The sequence below is a fragment of the Cognatishimia coralii genome, assembly GCF_037478305.1.
Classification (GTDB): domain Bacteria; phylum Pseudomonadota; class Alphaproteobacteria; order Rhodobacterales; family Rhodobacteraceae; genus Cognatishimia; species Cognatishimia coralii.
In genome coordinates this window covers 677,914-692,666 of the sequence record NZ_JBBGAZ010000001.1, presented here as the reverse complement: position 1 = coordinate 692,666, position 14,753 = coordinate 677,914, and the positions used below count along the sequence as shown (strand labels likewise).

13 protein-coding genes are annotated in these 14,753 nt (G+C 56.6%); 12 read left to right on the top strand and 1 reads right to left on the bottom strand.

Annotation, left to right across the window (positions count from 1 at the left end):
• Positions 1–2: 2 nt before the first annotated feature.
• From rseP to lpxB, 8 genes are all read left to right on the top strand, one after another.
• Positions 3–1,349 (top strand): RIP metalloprotease RseP, encoded by a 1,347-nt coding sequence (rseP, locus tag WG622_RS03555; protein WP_339402317.1) that lies wholly within the window; start codon positions 3–5, stop codon positions 1,347–1,349.
• An 80-nt stretch (positions 1,350–1,429) separates the two neighbouring features.
• Entirely contained in the window at positions 1,430–1,570 is a 141-nt protein-coding gene (locus WG622_RS03550) for a hypothetical protein (RefSeq protein ID WP_339402316.1), read from the top strand.
• Between the two features lie 161 nt (positions 1,571–1,731).
• Positions 1,732–4,077 (top strand): outer membrane protein assembly factor BamA, encoded by a 2,346-nt coding sequence (gene bamA / locus WG622_RS03545; protein WP_339402315.1) that lies wholly within the window; start codon positions 1,732–1,734, stop codon positions 4,075–4,077.
• Between the two features lie 32 nt (positions 4,078–4,109).
• Entirely contained in the window at positions 4,110–4,646 is a 537-nt protein-coding gene (locus WG622_RS03540; RefSeq protein WP_339402314.1) for an OmpH/Skp family outer membrane protein, read from the top strand.
• Between the two features lie 83 nt (positions 4,647–4,729).
• Complete coding sequence (fabZ, locus tag WG622_RS03535; protein ID WP_339402313.1) at positions 4,730–5,191, top strand: 3-hydroxyacyl-ACP dehydratase FabZ; 462 nt, start codon at positions 4,730–4,732, stop codon at positions 5,189–5,191.
• A gap of 3 nt (positions 5,192–5,194) precedes the next feature.
• Positions 5,195–5,992 carry an acyl-ACP--UDP-N-acetylglucosamine O-acyltransferase gene (gene lpxA / locus WG622_RS03530; RefSeq protein WP_339402312.1) on the top strand — a complete coding sequence of 266 codons (798 nt, stop codon included), beginning with the start codon at positions 5,195–5,197 and terminating at the stop codon, positions 5,990–5,992.
• Positions 5,993–5,995: 3 nt separating this feature from the next.
• Positions 5,996–6,796: an LpxI family protein gene (locus tag WG622_RS03525; RefSeq protein WP_339402311.1), complete on the top strand. Its 801-nt coding sequence runs from the start codon at positions 5,996–5,998 to the stop codon at positions 6,794–6,796.
• Positions 6,797–7,972, top strand: a complete 1,176-nt coding sequence (lpxB, locus tag WG622_RS03520; protein WP_339402310.1) for a lipid-A-disaccharide synthase — start codon at positions 6,797–6,799, stop codon at positions 7,970–7,972. It abuts the gene before it with no gap.
• Positions 7,973–7,979: 7 nt separating this feature from the next.
• Here lpxB and mnmA read toward each other — a convergent pair whose 3' ends face one another.
• The gene (gene mnmA, locus WG622_RS03515) at positions 7,980–9,122 is read right to left on the bottom strand and encodes a tRNA 2-thiouridine(34) synthase MnmA (protein WP_339402309.1); all 1,143 of its coding nucleotides are present in this window, start codon (positions 9,120–9,122) and stop codon (positions 7,980–7,982) included.
• 125 nt (positions 9,123–9,247) lie between these two features.
• Between mnmA and sciP the strand changes: the two genes are divergently transcribed.
• From sciP to recG, 4 genes are all read left to right on the top strand, one after another.
• Complete coding sequence (gene sciP / locus WG622_RS03510; RefSeq protein WP_209356501.1) at positions 9,248–9,526, top strand: CtrA inhibitor SciP; 279 nt, start codon at positions 9,248–9,250, stop codon at positions 9,524–9,526.
• A gap of 107 nt (positions 9,527–9,633) precedes the next feature.
• Complete coding sequence (gene ctrA, locus WG622_RS03505; RefSeq protein WP_339402308.1) at positions 9,634–10,353, top strand: response regulator transcription factor CtrA; 720 nt, start codon at positions 9,634–9,636, stop codon at positions 10,351–10,353.
• A gap of 185 nt (positions 10,354–10,538) precedes the next feature.
• Entirely contained in the window at positions 10,539–12,665 is a 2,127-nt protein-coding gene (gene ligA / locus WG622_RS03500; protein WP_339402307.1) for an NAD-dependent DNA ligase LigA, read from the top strand.
• Positions 12,662–14,752, top strand: coding sequence for an ATP-dependent DNA helicase RecG (gene recG, locus WG622_RS03495; protein ID WP_339402306.1), 2,091 nt, complete (start codon positions 12,662–12,664; stop codon positions 14,750–14,752). The genes ligA and recG overlap by 4 nt, the downstream gene beginning before the upstream one ends.
• Position 14,753 lies beyond the last annotated feature (1 nt).

Below are 14,753 nucleotides of genomic sequence, written 5' to 3'. Positions count from 1 at the left end.
CCTTGGATCTGACAACACTTCTGCCGTCCTTTGGGTCGAGCCTCTGGGCGATTGTGTTTTTCATCATTGCTTTGTCGATCATCGTGGCAATCCATGAATATGGGCACTACATCGTCGGACGCTGGTCCGGCATCCATGCTGAGGTGTTTTCCTTGGGCTTTGGGCCTGTCCTTTATTCCACTCATGACAAACGCGGAACCAAATGGCAGATCGCGGCGATCCCTTTGGGGGGCTATGTGCGTTTTAAAGGTGATGCCAATGCGGCCTCTGGTCCGAACGGAGAGCTGATTTCCTCGCTCTCGCCTGAAGAGCTGCGCACGACTATGCACGGCGCGCCGCTTTGGGCGCGTTCGGCGACCGTCGCGGCAGGGCCGATCTTTAACTTTATTCTCTCGATCCTGATCTTCGCGGGCGTGATCTTCAGCCAAGGCGTTGTGGGCGATAAGCTGATCGTGGGCGATCTGCGCGCGCTGCCAAATGCCGAGTATACGCTTGAAGCAGGCGATGAGGTGCTCGCGATTGAGGGTGTGCCCTTTCCTGATGGCACGGATGCAGAGGCCTCTGAGTCTTTTCTAGAGTTGCTGCCACGCACACCCTATCTGGATTACACTGTATTGCGGGACGGTGACCAGATGACGGTCACCGGACCATACTTCTATCCGCCTTTGATCGTAGAACTGGCTGCCCGTGGCGCCGCGATGGACATCGGGATGGCCTCTGGTGACGTGATCACAGCGATTGACGGGCAAAACATCTATGCGTTTCGGGATCTGAAAGAAGCGGTTGAAGGCGGCAATGGCGAACCACTGAAACTGGACGTCTGGCGCGATGGTCAGATGCTCGATTTCGTGCTTGTCCCACGCCGCGTCGACGAACCTTTGGCAGAGGGCGGGTTTCAGACTCAATGGCGCATCGGCATCGCCGGTGGAGTGGCTTTTGACCCGGCACGCGAAACGCCCGGTGTCGGTGAGGCGTTTTCTGCGGCGGTCAATCAGACCGGACGCATCATCGAAGGGTCGATCTCTGGCCTCTATCACATGATCACTGGCGCGATTTCGAGCTGTAACCTCTCGGGGCCGGTGGGCATTGCGCAGACTTCTGGCGCGATGGCAAGCCAAGGTGCAGATAACTTCATCTGGTTCATTGCCGTTCTGTCCACCGCCATTGGCCTGTTGAACCTGTTCCCGATCCCGGTGCTGGATGGGGGGCACCTGATGTTTCACGCCTATGAGGCCGTCAGTGGCCGTCCGCCCAGTGATCGCGTGGCGCGTGTTCTGATGTCGATCGGTCTGGCGATCGTCCTCAGCCTCATGGTCTTTGGCCTGACGAACGATTTATTCTGCCCTTAATTCAAAATTTACAGGTCCTGCCCAATTCTTGCCCCATTTAGCGGGCAAGAAGGTTTCTGAAAGCAAATGCGAGAGAAACCATGCAGACGATCAGTAACGGATATCAGGCTCTTGGCGTCCTTTGGGCGGTGAACTGGGAACGCTTCTTGTTTCCTGCCGTGATGCTCGTTTGCCTGAGCGTATGGCACTATGTCGGATCCCAAGGGTTCTTCTGGCACTAAATTAACCCATTTGTTGAGCCCGGAGCGCGGTTGCCACAGCAATCCGCGCCCTTTTGCGTATATGTCTTTAGGTCCGCAACAATCCCCAATGCGCTTTTGACATTGTCCCCGCGAACAAGTACTCAGTTACGGTCTGGGAATGTCTGTCGGGATGAGGATTTATGAGCAGTAATTTCAGAGGGAAAGCGCCCTCTAAAGCGGTAGAGTTGTCCAAGCCGCGTCACCTGTTGTTCGCGATTTCTCTTTTAATTTCAATGCTGTTTGTGCTGCTGCCAGCTGTGTCAAACGCACAAAGCTTTAATTTGAATGCCATTTCCGTCGAAGGAAACAACCGTATCGATGACAGCGCCGTCATCGGTTACGCGGGAATCGCTCCGGGTCAGGTGCTGTCGGGTGGCGATCTGAACGAAGCTTATCAGAACATCCTTGCGTCCGGCCTGTTTGAGAGCGTCGAGTTCACGCCGCGCGGCAATACGCTGGTGATTTCCGTTGTCGAATACCCAACCATTAATATCATCAGTTTTGAGGGCAACCGGCGCCTCAAGGACGATGCGCTCTCTCAGGCGATTTCGTCCCAGTCCCGCCGCGTGTTCAACCCATCCACCGCGGAAAACGACGCGATTGCAATTGCCGAGGCCTATGCTGCGCAGGGCCGGATTGCGGCACGTGTGACACCACGCATCATTCGCCGGTCTGACAACCGCGTTGATCTGGTGTTTGAGATCTTCGAAGGCTCATTGGCTGAAATCGAACGTCTGGGCTTTGTCGGCAACCGTCAATTCAGCGACCGCCGTCTGCGCCGTGTTCTTGCGACGAAACAGGCCGGTATCCTGCGCCAGTTCTTCCGCAGCGATACGCTGGTTGAGGACAGGATCGAGTTCGACAAGCAGGTTCTGCGTGATTTCTATCAGTCCCGCGGCTATGTGGATTTCCGCGTCACCGGCGTAAACGCCGAGCTGGCCAGAGAGCGTGACGGCTATTTCATCACATTCAACGTCGAAGAGGGGCAGCAGTTCACCTTTGGCGAGATCACCACAGTATCCAACATCGACGATGCAGATGCCGAAGAATACCAAGACACGCTACGGATCCGTCCGGGCGTTGTGTACTCTCCGTCCTTGGTGGAAAGCTCGATTGCGCGACTGGAACGTCTGGCCAACCGTCAAGGTCTGGATTTCGTGCGGATCGAGCCGCGTATTTCTCGTAATGATCGTGACCTCAGCCTTGATGTTGAGTTCGTCGTCGACCGTGGTCCTCGCATCTTTATCGAGCGCATCGATATTGAGGGCAATACCACGACCTTGGACCGGGTTGTCCGTCAACAGTTCAATGTGGTCGAAGGCGATCCGTTTAACCCGCGTGAGATCCGTGAATCTGCGGAACGTATTCGGGCATTGGGCTTCTTTGCCAATTCCGAAGTGAATGCGCGTGAAGGCTCGCGTCCGGATCAGGTGATCGTGGATGTGGATGTCGAGGAACAGAACACGGGCTCTCTGAGCTTCGGTGGTACCTATTCCACCGACAGCGGTTTTGGTCTGGTGGCTGGCTTCAAGGAACGCAACTTCCTTGGGCGTGGTCAGGAACTTGCGGTTGATATCTCAACCTCACCGGATGTGAACAACTATCAGCTGTCGTTCACCGAGCCTCGGTTCCTGGGGCGCAATGTGGCAGTTGGTTTTGCTTTGGCCTATCAGGATGTATCGATTGCGGATGCGCGTTACACCAACACGGTCGGCTCGTTTAAGCCTTTCGTCGGCTTCCAGTTGGGCGAACGCAGCACGATGCAGTTGCGATATAGCTATGAAAACGTGGAAATGACGGTGCCAACAGCCTCTTTGATCGCGGGCTCTGTGATTGATTCAGAAGCAGCTGTAGGCACGCAACTAGGCAGCGGTATTGGTTATACGTACCAATATGACTCGCGCGTTGGCGGCTTGAATCCAGATGCGGGTGTGTTGTTTGAATTGTCTCAAGATTTCTATGGTCTGGGCGGGGATATCGAATATCTAAAGACCACCGCCAAAACCATTGCGCAGCGTAAGATCCTGCAGGGTGAAGTTACTCTGAGAGCGACTCTCGAAGGTGGTGCAATTATTGCACCAAACAATGACACTCGGGTTCACAACCGTTTTGCGCTGAGCTCTTCGCAGATCCGTGGCTTTGAACCTTTGGGCATCGGGCCTCGGGATCAGGTCGGTGCGGCAGATGACGGTCTTGGCGGCAAATACTATGCCGTCGCGCGGTTTGACGCTGAGTTCCCAATTGGTTTGCCAGAGGAATATGGTATCTCGGGCGGCTTGTTCTATGACATCGGCTCTCTGTGGGATACCGATGGCAGCCTGACCAATGTGGTCGGCAATGACTTCTCGTTGCGCCAGACGGTGGGTGTGTCGCTCTTCTGGGATACCCCGATTGGTCCGTTGCGGTTCAACTTCTCTAAAGCGCTACAAAAAGAGGCCTTTGACAAGGAACAGACCTTTAATCTGACCCTACGGACAGAGTTCTAAACGTGTCTTTCTTGCGCAAGTTTGCGTGCTTCGTGGCGGTCTTGATCGGGGCCGCCACAAGTGTTTCGGCCCAAAGCGCGAGCGATCTGCCGCGTATAGTTACCAGTCCGATCCTAGTGATCCAGTCAGAACGGCTGTACGCAGAATCCGATTTCGGCAAACGGGTGGCGCGGGAACGGGATGATGCGATCGCGGCGCTTGAGGCGGAAAATGAGCGTGTTGCCACTGAGTTGGAAGAAGAAGAGCGTGTGCTGACAGAACAGCGCAAAACCATGCCGTCCGCTGATTTCAGGGCCGCGGCGGATGCCTTTGATGCCAAGGCTCAGGCGGCCCGAGAGGCTCAGATCAACAAACAGCGTGAGATTGCGCAAAATGCTGAAGACGAGCGCCAACGCTTCATAAGGTCGCTTAATCCGGTGTTGGAGCAAATCTTGGCTGAGTCCAACGCGTTGATCATTCTCGAACGTCGCACAGCCTTTGCTGTGCGCGATGTTCTGGACGTGACGGATCGTGCGTTGTTTCAAGCCAACCGCATTCTGGGCGACGGCACCGAAGCCCCAGAGCAATAGTGCGAAACAACCTGTGACTTGCCCTAACAGTGCCAGATTGCTAGGGGTTTCAGGAACCGCACTGACTTATTGCAGGACAAAATATGACCGAGCTCAAAAGCGCCGATATCCATCTGATCCAACGTCTTATCCCACATCGCTACCCGTTTCTGCTGGTGGACAAAGTGGTCGATATCGATGGCTATCAATCCGCGAAGGGCATCAAGAATGTCACCATGAACGAGCCGCATTTTCAGGGTCATTTCCCGGGCAACCCGATTATGCCGGGCGTGACCATCATCGAGGCGATGGCTCAGACCGCGGCGATCATGGTGGGCACCGAGCTTGGGCTCGAAGACAAGAACATGCAGGTCTATTTCATGGCCATCGACAAATGCAAATTCCGCCGCATGGTGGTGCCGGGCGATGTGCTGGAAATGAAACTGCAGACCACCCGCGGCAAGCCTGGTGGTAAAGTCTGGAAATTCTCTGGCGTGGCCGAAGTCGAGGGTGAAATGGCGGCAGAAGCCGAATTCACCGCGATGATGGAAATGCCGAAAGCCTGATCCATGACGATTTCCCCACGAGCGAATATTCATCCTTCTGCCGTAGTTGAGGAAGGCGCCGTCATCTCAGATGGTTGCGAGGTCGGTCCGTTCTGTTTGGTTGGCCCTCAGGTCGTCCTGAAACCCGGTGTGGTGCTGAAATCCCATGTCGTTGTGACTGGGGACACTAAGGTTGGCGAAGAGACGGTGATCTTTCCTTTCTCGGTCATCGGGGAAATTCCGCAGGATTTGAAGTACAAGAGCGCGACCAGCAAGCTGGTCATCGGCAAACGCAACCGCATTCGCGAGGCTGTCACCATGAACGGTGGCTCCAAAGGCGGTGTCGGCGTGACCAAGGTTGGCGACGACGGGTTCTTTATGAACGGTTGCCACGTGGCGCATGATGCGCAGATCGGGAACAATGTGGTCCTTGTGAACTCGGTTGCTGTCGCGGGGCACTGTATCATCGAAGATAATGTGATCGTCGGAGGCCTTTCGGGCGTGCATCAGTTCGTCCGCATCGGCAAAGGTGCGATCATTGGTGCTCTGACCATGGTAACCAATGATGTGATCCCCTATGGCCTTGTTCAGGGACCGCGCGGGCAGCTTGATGGGTTGAACCTTGTGGGCCTCAAACGCCGTGGCGTTGCGCGTGAGGACATAACTGCGCTCAGGGCGGCCTTTCAGATGCTGGCACAGGGAGAGGGCTCTTTCATGGAGCGCAGTGAGCGTTTGGGCGAAGAGACCGACAGTCCTTATGTGAAGGACATTGTTGAGTTTGTGTTGGCCAAAAGCGACCGATCATTCTTGACGCCGCGCTAAAACATGGAGCGTTTGGCGATCATTGCAGGGTCAGGCGCACTGCCAGTGGAGCTGGCCGAGGACCACACTAAGGCCGTTCTGGTGAGCCTTTCAGGTATGTCGCACGATCTGCCTCAGACGCGCGAGCACCATTTTGAGAAACTCGGTGGCTTGTTCGCGGATCTTAAGGCGCAGGGCGTGCACGAAGTGGTTTTTGCAGGGGGTATGTCAAGACCTGATCTTGATCCGGCGGAGTTTGATTCCTTTATGATTGAAACAGCGCCTCGACTAATGGCTGCTTTTCAGCAGGGGGATGATCATCTGCTGCGCCTAGTTATGAGGTTGTTTGAAGAACAGGGGCTGACAATCCGTGGTGCGCATGAGCTGCTGCCCGAGGCGAAGGCTCCGAAAGGCTTGATCACAGGCCCAACGCCAAGCGATCAAAATCTGGCAGATGCTGCACGCGGCGCTCAGATCCTTGCCACTCTTGCGCCGCTCGATTTGGGGCAGGGCTGTGTGGTGGCTTCTGGTCTCTGTCTGGGTATTGAGACGCTTCAAGGCACCGATGCTTTGCTGGATTTTGTGGCTCGGACCCCCGTGCATCTGCATCGCACGGCGGGTGTCTTTATCAAAGCGCCCAAGGTCGGGCAGGACCTGCGCGTGGACATGCCCGCTATTGGTCCAGAGACCGTTAAACATGTCGCAGAGGCGGGCCTTGCGGGGATTGCTCTGGCGGCTGAGCGCGTGCTGATCCTGGACCGTGTGCGGACCCTTGGGCTGGCGGCTTCTCTGGGTGTGTTCATCTATGGGCTGGAGGAGATCTAGGTGAAGGTCTACCTCATTGCCGGAGAACTATCGGGCGACCGCCTTGGCGCGGCTTTGATGGAGGGGCTTAAGACGCTCTATGAAGGCGACATTGAGTTTCGCGGGGTCGGCGGGCCTTTGATGGCGGATGAAGGGCTGAACAGTCAGTTCCCGATGAACGAACTGTCGGTCATGGGCATTGCAGAGGTTCTGCCGAAATACTTCCACCTGAAGCGCCGTATTCGCGAATGTGCTGACGCCGTGTTGGGTTGGCAGCCCGATGCTATGATCACCATCGACAGTCCGGATTTCTGCCTGCGCGTTGCAAGATTGGTACGCGAGGCCAGCGACATTCGCACGGTGCACTATGTCGCGCCCTCGGTCTGGGCGTGGCGTCCGAAGCGGGCGGCAAAGATGGCCAAGCATATTGATCAGGTGCTGGCGCTCTTGCCGTTTGAACCACCCTATATGGAAGCCGAGGGGATGCGTTGCGATTTTGTTGGGCATCCCGTGGTGAACGAGCCTTTGGCCGATGTGGCCGATGTGGATGCATTTCTGGCATCTCTAAACGGTGCGGCAGAGGATCCGGTCGTTCTGGTTTTGCCAGGAAGCCGGCGGTCTGAAGTCACACGCCTGTTGCCGGTGTTTATCGACGTAATGGAACGGCTCAATCAGGAACGCCCCGATCTGCGGTTTGTGTTGCCTGTGGCAGGGCCTGTCGCGGATCTGGTGCGCGAGATGATCAATGACATGGCGTCGCCGCCGGTGCTTATCGATCCCTCTGGTCTCTCTTCGCAAGAGGCTCTGATGCGCAAGCGGGCAGGGTTTCAAGCCGCAGATATTGCGCTGGCAGCGTCAGGCACTGTGTCTCTTGAACTGGCGGCTGCGGGCACGCCGATGGTGATCGCCTATGACGTCAGCTGGCTGTCGCGCCAGATCTTCAAACGCATGCTTAAGATCGACACGGTGACCCTCGTTAATCTGGTCAGCGAGACGCGCGTTGTGCCCGAATTTATCGCTGAGAATTGCCAACCTGAGGCAATCACCAAGGGTGTGTTAAAGCTGTTGCAGGCTCCGCAAGAGCAAGCCGAGGCCCTGGAGCTTACGATGAAGCGACTCGGACGCGGAGACCAAGATCCCGGCCTTCGCGCCGCCAGAGCCGTGCTCGACGGCCTCTCTACGTCGAAATCTACTTAAAATTCGATCAGCTCTTCCAGATCCAGCCGCCGCCAAAAATCCGGCTGCCTTCGCTTTCATAGAACACGCAAGCCTGCCCCGGAGAGACGCCTTCCTCGGGTGTCAAAAGCTCGACTTCGGCGGTGGTGTCAGACAGAGGCCGCAAGATTGCCTCACGCGGCGGACGGGTTGAACGCACCTTGACCGATACATGCCATTCGGATTTCGACGTAAAGGGTTCATCACCCAGCCAGTTGATCTCGCGTACAGGCACGATCCGCGTGGCCAGCATGGACTTGGGGCCCACGATGACCTGCTTAGCGTCCACATCCAGTTTCACCACATAAAGAGGATCCGCGAGGCCCCCGATGCCGAGGCCACGACGCTGTCCGATCGTGTAGTGAATGACGCCATTGTGCTTACCCAAAACGCGGCCCTCAGGATCGACGATCTCGCCGGGTTCTGCCGCGCCAGGGCGCAGTTTTTCAATCACAGAGGCATAGTCACCATTGGGCACAAAGCAGATGTCCTGGCTGTCAGGCTTGTCTGCCACGGCCAGCCCGTATTCGGCCGCCAAGGCGCGGGTTGCGTCTTTGTCAGGCAAATGCCCCAGCGGGAAGCGCAGGTAGTCGAGCTGCTCTGGCGTGGTAGAAAAGAGGAAATAGCTCTGATCACGCCGCGCATCTTCGGCGGAATGCAGCTCGGCCCCATGTGCGCCCATTTTGCGCTGGATGTAGTGGCCTGTGGCCATGCAATCGGCGTCCAAATCCTTGGCCGTTTCCAAGAGATCTTTGAACTTCACGCGCTCATTGCAGCGGATGCAGGGCACAGGGGTCGCGCCCGCCAGATAGCTGTCGGCAAATTCATCAATCACTGCGTCCTGAAAGATGTTTTCATAGTCCAGCACATAGTGTGGAAAGCCTTTTTCCTCAGCCACACGGCGCGCGTCGTGAATGTCGATGCCTGCACAACAAGCGCCCTTTTTCGCCAAAGCCGCGCCGTGGTCATAAAGCTGCAGAGTCACGCCGACCACGTCATAGCCCTCATCGGCCAGTTTCGCAGCCACAACCGAGCTGTCTACGCCGCCCGACATAGCGACGACAACGCGCGTCTCGGAGGGCGGCTTTGCAAAGCCAAGGGAATTGACCGGATGATCCGTGAGGGCGTTCATTTGGGGCTCCGTTCAGGGCGAGAAAGAAAGGAATATAGGAAAATCCTAATTACTCTCAAGGGGCCGCTTCATGCGGCGTTAAGTGCGTTTTCCACATTCTGTCCTCGGACAAAAGAGGTGGGACCATGTTTTTGAAAAAAGTGAACGGCTTTCGGACGGTGAAATTGCCCAATGGCAAGGTGTTTTCGCAGGCAGATCTGCCGCCGAAAGGCACATCGCGCTGGGTGGCCTCGCGCAAGGCTGCCGTGGTGCGTGGGGTGGCTTATGGGCTGATCAGCAAGGATGAGGCACTGCGCCGCTATAACCTCAGCAATGAAGAGTTCGTGCAATGGTCGGTCGCGATCCACAAGCACGGAGAAGAGGCGCTCAAGACCACAGCGCTACAAAAATTTAGACAACCGTAAAGCGAATTCTTCAGTTTTTGCTGCCTGTTAATTTGAAATTAACTTGTTTTTACACACAGTTGCGTAGCTGACCGTTCTCTATTCCCAGTTCTTTGGAGTTAAAGTTAATGCGCATTCTTTTAGTTGAAGACGATCCGACCACGACCAAAAGCATCGAAATGATGCTGAGCCACGCCAACCTGAACGTCTATTGCACACATCTTGGCGAAGAAGGCATCGATCTGGCCAAGCTCTATGACTATGACCTGATCCTTCTGGACCTTGGCTTGCCGGATATGGCCGGTCACGAAGTATTGCGTCAAATCCGCCGTGCGCGGGTTGAGACGCCGATTCTTATTTTGTCGGGCGCAGACGATACGGAAAGCAAACTCAAGGGCTTTGGATTTGGCGCGGATGACTATCTGACGAAACCCTTCCATCGCGAGGAACTGGTGGCGCGTATTCATGCAATCATTCGCCGTTCGAAAGGTCATTCACAGTCGATCATCAAAACCGGGCGCGTGTCAGTCAATCTGGATGCAAAGACCGCGGATGTGGATGGGGCGATCGTCCATCTGACCGGCAAGGAATATCAGATGCTCGAGCTGCTATCGCTGCGCAAGGGCACGACCTTGACCAAGGAAATGTTTCTGAACCACCTCTATGGCGGCATGGACGAGCCAGAACTAAAGATCATCGACGTCTTTATCTGCAAGCTTCGCAAAAAGCTCTCTGAGGCCACGGGCGGTGAGAACTATATCGAAACGGTTTGGGGGCGGGGTTATGTGCTGCGCGACCCAGAGATTGTGGAAGCTCTCAAAGACGATCGCGTGGCCTTGCGCGCCTAGGCGTTTGCCGGTGCATTTCGCGTTAGTCGTGGTACGAAGGATTGACGCGAAATACCCGGAACCCACTGATCGACGGACCGTTTCCAAAGTAGCCGGTGAATCAGGGGCATTGCGAAACGATTTATTCTGGCTGGACGCAGGCAGGCACCCGATTTATCAAAAAGATAAATTCAGGAGCAGGTCCGGTGCAGCCAGAAAAAGACATCTCGACACTTTCCGCTTCCGAGGCTCGGGACGAGCTTGCCCGCTTGGCCAAAGTTTTGGCGCAGGCAAACACGGACTATCACACGCTTGATGCGCCAGAGCTGTCGGATGCCGAATACGACCGGCTCAAGCGGCGAAACGCGGCAATCGAGCGCGCGTTCCCGGATCTGAAACGCAGTGATAGCCCCAGCGAGCAGGTTGGGGCTGCGGTGGCTTCCGGGTTTTCCAAGGTCGAGCATGTTGTGCGCATGTTGTCGTTGGGCAATGCTTTCACAGACGAAGACGTGCAGGATTTTGACGGGCGGATCCGAAACTTTCTGGGACTGGCGGCGGATGCTCCTCTGAAGTTTACGGCCGAACCCAAGATCGACGGATTAAGCCTGTCTTTGCGATATGAAGGCGGTAGGCTTGTTCAGGCCGCCACCCGTGGTGACGGGGCAACGGGCGAAAACGTGACTGCGAATGCGCGGACGATGTCGGATGTGCCGCAGAACCTGACGGATGCTCCGGATGTGTTGGAAGTGCGCGGCGAAGTCTATATGGCGCATAGCGATTTCGAAGCGCTCAATGCCGCGCAAGAGGCCAAAGGGGACAAGCCTTTCGCCAATCCGCGCAATGCGGCGGCTGGATCTTTGCGGCAATTGGATTCCGAGGTCACCAAATCCCGTCCGCTACGGTTCTTTGCCTATGCTTGGGGGGATCTCTCAGCACCTTTGGCAGACACGCAGATGGGTGCGATTAAGCGGCTGGCTGAATTGGGTTTCGTGACCAATGATCTAACCAAGTTATGTGACGGTCCCGCCGAGATGATTGCCCGCTACAAAGACATCGAAGCGCAACGTGCGTCACTGGGCTATGACATCGATGGGGTTGTCTACAAGGTGGATGAGCTTGCCTTGCAGGACCGGCTCGGGTTCCGTTCGACCACGCCGCGTTGGGCGATTGCGCATAAATTCCCTGCAGAACTTGCCTGGACCACGCTTGAGGCAATCGACATTCAGGTCGGACGCACGGGCGCGCTGTCTCCGGTGGCGCGGCTGAAGCCGGTGACTGTGGGGGGCGTCGTTGTCTCGAATGCGACGCTGCACAATGAGGATTATATCCGAGGCCTCGATAGCAAGGGCGCTGAGATACGGGGCGGCAAAGACATTCGCGAAGGCGATTGGGTTCAGGTCTATCGCGCGGGGGATGTTATTCCGAAAGTGGCAGATGTGGATCTGTCCAAACGGCCTGCTGATGCGACGCCTTATGTCTTTCCCTCCCTTTGCCCAGAATGCGGTTCAGAGGCTGTGCGCGAAGAAGGTGATGCCGTAAGACGATGCACAGGTGGCATGATTTGCCCCGCGCAAGCAATTGAAAAGCTGAAGCATTTTGTGTCTCGTAAGGCGTTCGATATCGAAGGACTTGGCGCGAAACAGATCGAGATGTTCTTTGACGATCCAGATTTGCCGGTGCGGACACCAGCGGATATTTTTAGGCTGGAAGAGCGAGACGCCTCCAATCTGACCAAGCTTAAGAACCGCAAAGGCTGGGGCGATCAAAGCGCGGCAAACCTCTTTGCGGCCATCAATGAAAAACGCAATATCGGCTTTGGCCGTGCGCTGTTTGCGCTGGGTATCCGCCACGTCGGAGAAGCGGCGTCCAACCTGATCGCCAATCACTACGGCGACTGGCAGAGCTTTGAGGCTGCTGTGACGGCTGCCGCACAATTTGAGGGCCCCGAATGGGAAGACCTCTTGGCGATGGACAGCATCGGAGAGGTCATGGCGCGGTCTTTGGTCACCGCCTTTGCGCAAGACAAAGAGCGCGCGGTGATTGATGAGCTCGTTGCGCAATTGTCGATCCAGCCCGCCGAGAAACCAAAGGCAGAGGGCAGCCCTGTCGCGGGCAAAACCGTCGTCTTTACCGGCAAGTTGGAAAAGATGACGCGCGACGAAGCCAAGGCGCGGGCAGAGCGGTTGGGCGCGAAGGTCGCGGGTTCTGTGTCGAAGAAGACCGATCTATTGGTGGCCGGTCCAGGCGCTGGTTCCAAAGCGAAGAAAGCCGCTGATTTGGGTGTTGAAACCATCGACGAAGATGCCTGGCTTGCGCTGGTCGAAGGTCTGTGAGCAGTCGTCCGGAAATCCTGTTTCCGCTCTTTGGAGCTTTGACCAAGCTGGAAGGCGTGGGACCAAAGATCGCGCAAAACATGGCGGGGCTTGGGGTGGAAAAGCCGCGCGACCTGTTGTTTTCATTACCCTATTCTCTGGTGGATCGCCGTCGTCGCGAGACGATCCAAGGCGCTGAATTGCCCGGGATTGTGACGGTCGAGGTGGAAATCGGCACGCATCGGGCCCCCCGGAATCGCAGTGGCGCTTACCGGGTGACGGTGCAAGACGCCAAGACGTCTTTTCAGCTCGTATTTTTTCACGCGCGTGGAGATTATCTTAAGAAACAGCTGCCAGAAGGCTCTGTGCGACTGGTGTCTGGACGGGTCGAGCTGTTTGATGGGGTCGGGCAAATGGTGCATCCGGACCATATGGTGCCCGTGGAAGAGGCCGGTCAAATTCCAGAGTTTGAACCGGTTTATCCGCTAACTGCGGGGGTTACGCAAAAGGTGATGACCAAAGCGGCCCGCTCGGCGGTCGCGACCGCGCCCTTGCTCGCGGAATGGATCGATCCGGCGCAAAAGGACAAGGCCGGATGGCCAGACTGGCGGGATGCCATCGAGGCCGCGCATAGTCCGCAAGCCTTGGGGGAGATCTCGGCGACCGCGCCTGCGCGAGAACGTTTGGCTTATGATGAATTTCTGGCCCATCAGTTAACGCTGGCCCTTGCGCGGCAGCAAACACGCCGCGCGCGGGGTATCGAGAGCCACGCCAACGGGCGTCTGCAATCCAAAGTGCTGCAGGCTCTGCCATATCGGCCGACGGGCGCGCAAACCCGCGCGATTGCTGAGATTTCCGAGGATATGGCGCGGCCGGTGCGCATGAACCGCTTGCTGCAAGGCGATGTCGGGGCGGGGAAAACTCTGGTCGCTTTTGTGTCGCTCTTGGTGGCGATTGAGGCGGGTGGTCAAGGCGTCATGATGGCCCCGACGGAAATCTTGGCACGTCAGCATATGGAAGGGTTGCAGCCCCTGGCCGAGCAAGCCGGCGTGGTTGTTGAAATCTTAACGGGTCGGGACAAAGGTAAAGACCGCGCGGCGAAATTAGCGGCTCTGGAGAAGGGCGATATTCATATTCTAGTCGGCACCCATGCGGTGTTTCAGGCGGATGTGAATTTCAAAGACCTGCGGCTTGCAATCGTTGACGAACAACATCGCTTTGGCGTGCGGCAACGGCTGGAGCTGGGCAAAAAGGGCGCGGCGGCCGATGTTTTGGTGATGACGGCGACGCCGATCCCGCGCTCGCTGGCGCTAGCGCAATATGGCGATATGGATGTGTCGGTGCTGGACGAAAAACCGCCGGGTCGACAGCCGATCCAAACAGTGATGGTGTCGGACGAACGGATCTCTGAGGTGGTCGAGCGTCTGCGCAAAGCCGTTCACGAAGGTAAACAGGCTTATTGGGTTTGCCCGCTGGTGGACGAAAGCGAGGTTCTGGATCTGACGGCCGCGGAAGAGCGGTTCAAACACCTGCGCGCGGCGCTGGGTGAGGGCGTTGTGGGCCTTGTGCATGGTCAGATGCCACCGGCTGAAAAAGACGCCGCCATGAAGGCTTTTCAAAACGGCGAAACCCAAATTCTTGTGGCGACGACCGTGATCGAGGTCGGTGTCGACGTGCCCAAAGCCACGATTATGGTGATCGAGCGGGCCGAGATCTTTGGTCTGGCGCAGCTGCACCAGTTGCGGGGGCGGGTTGGCCGCGGGTCTGAGGCCTCGACCTGTCTGTTGCTGTATCAATCGCCGCTCAGTGAAAGCGGCACCAAGCGGCTGACCGTGATGCGCGAGACTAATGACGGGTTTCGGATTGCCGAGACCGATCTAGAGATGCGCGGGGCAGGGGATTTGATTGGGACAGCGCAGTCCGGCGTGCCTCGGTTCAGAATCGCTGACATGGAATCACAGGCGCCTTTGATGCAAATTGCGCAAACGGACGCGCGAAAACTGTTAAATGACGATCCCGATTTAACCACGGAACGCGGAAAGGCCGCGCGTGTTCTTTTGTGGCTGATGGAACAAGATCAAGCGATCCGTTTGATTTCAGTGGGTTAGC

What these genes read in the sequence shown, in the direction of transcription:
- mnmA (WP_339402309.1), bottom strand. Translation starts at nt 9,122, where the DNA reads ATGAACGCCCTCACGGATCATCCGGTCAATTCCCTTGGCTTTGCAAAG.
- ctrA (WP_339402308.1), top strand. Translation starts at nt 9,634, where the DNA reads ATGCGCATTCTTTTAGTTGAAGACGATCCGACCACGACCAAAAGCATC.
- bamA (WP_339402315.1), top strand. Translation starts at nt 1,732, where the DNA reads ATGAGCAGTAATTTCAGAGGGAAAGCGCCCTCTAAAGCGGTAGAGTTG.
- lpxA (WP_339402312.1), top strand. Translation starts at nt 5,195, where the DNA reads ATGACGATTTCCCCACGAGCGAATATTCATCCTTCTGCCGTAGTTGAG.
- fabZ (WP_339402313.1), top strand. Translation starts at nt 4,730, where the DNA reads ATGACCGAGCTCAAAAGCGCCGATATCCATCTGATCCAACGTCTTATC.
- WG622_RS03525 (WP_339402311.1), top strand. Translation starts at nt 5,996, where the DNA reads ATGGAGCGTTTGGCGATCATTGCAGGGTCAGGCGCACTGCCAGTGGAG.
- sciP (WP_209356501.1), top strand. Translation starts at nt 9,248, where the DNA reads ATGTTTTTGAAAAAAGTGAACGGCTTTCGGACGGTGAAATTGCCCAAT.
- WG622_RS03550 (WP_339402316.1), top strand. Translation starts at nt 1,430, where the DNA reads ATGCAGACGATCAGTAACGGATATCAGGCTCTTGGCGTCCTTTGGGCG.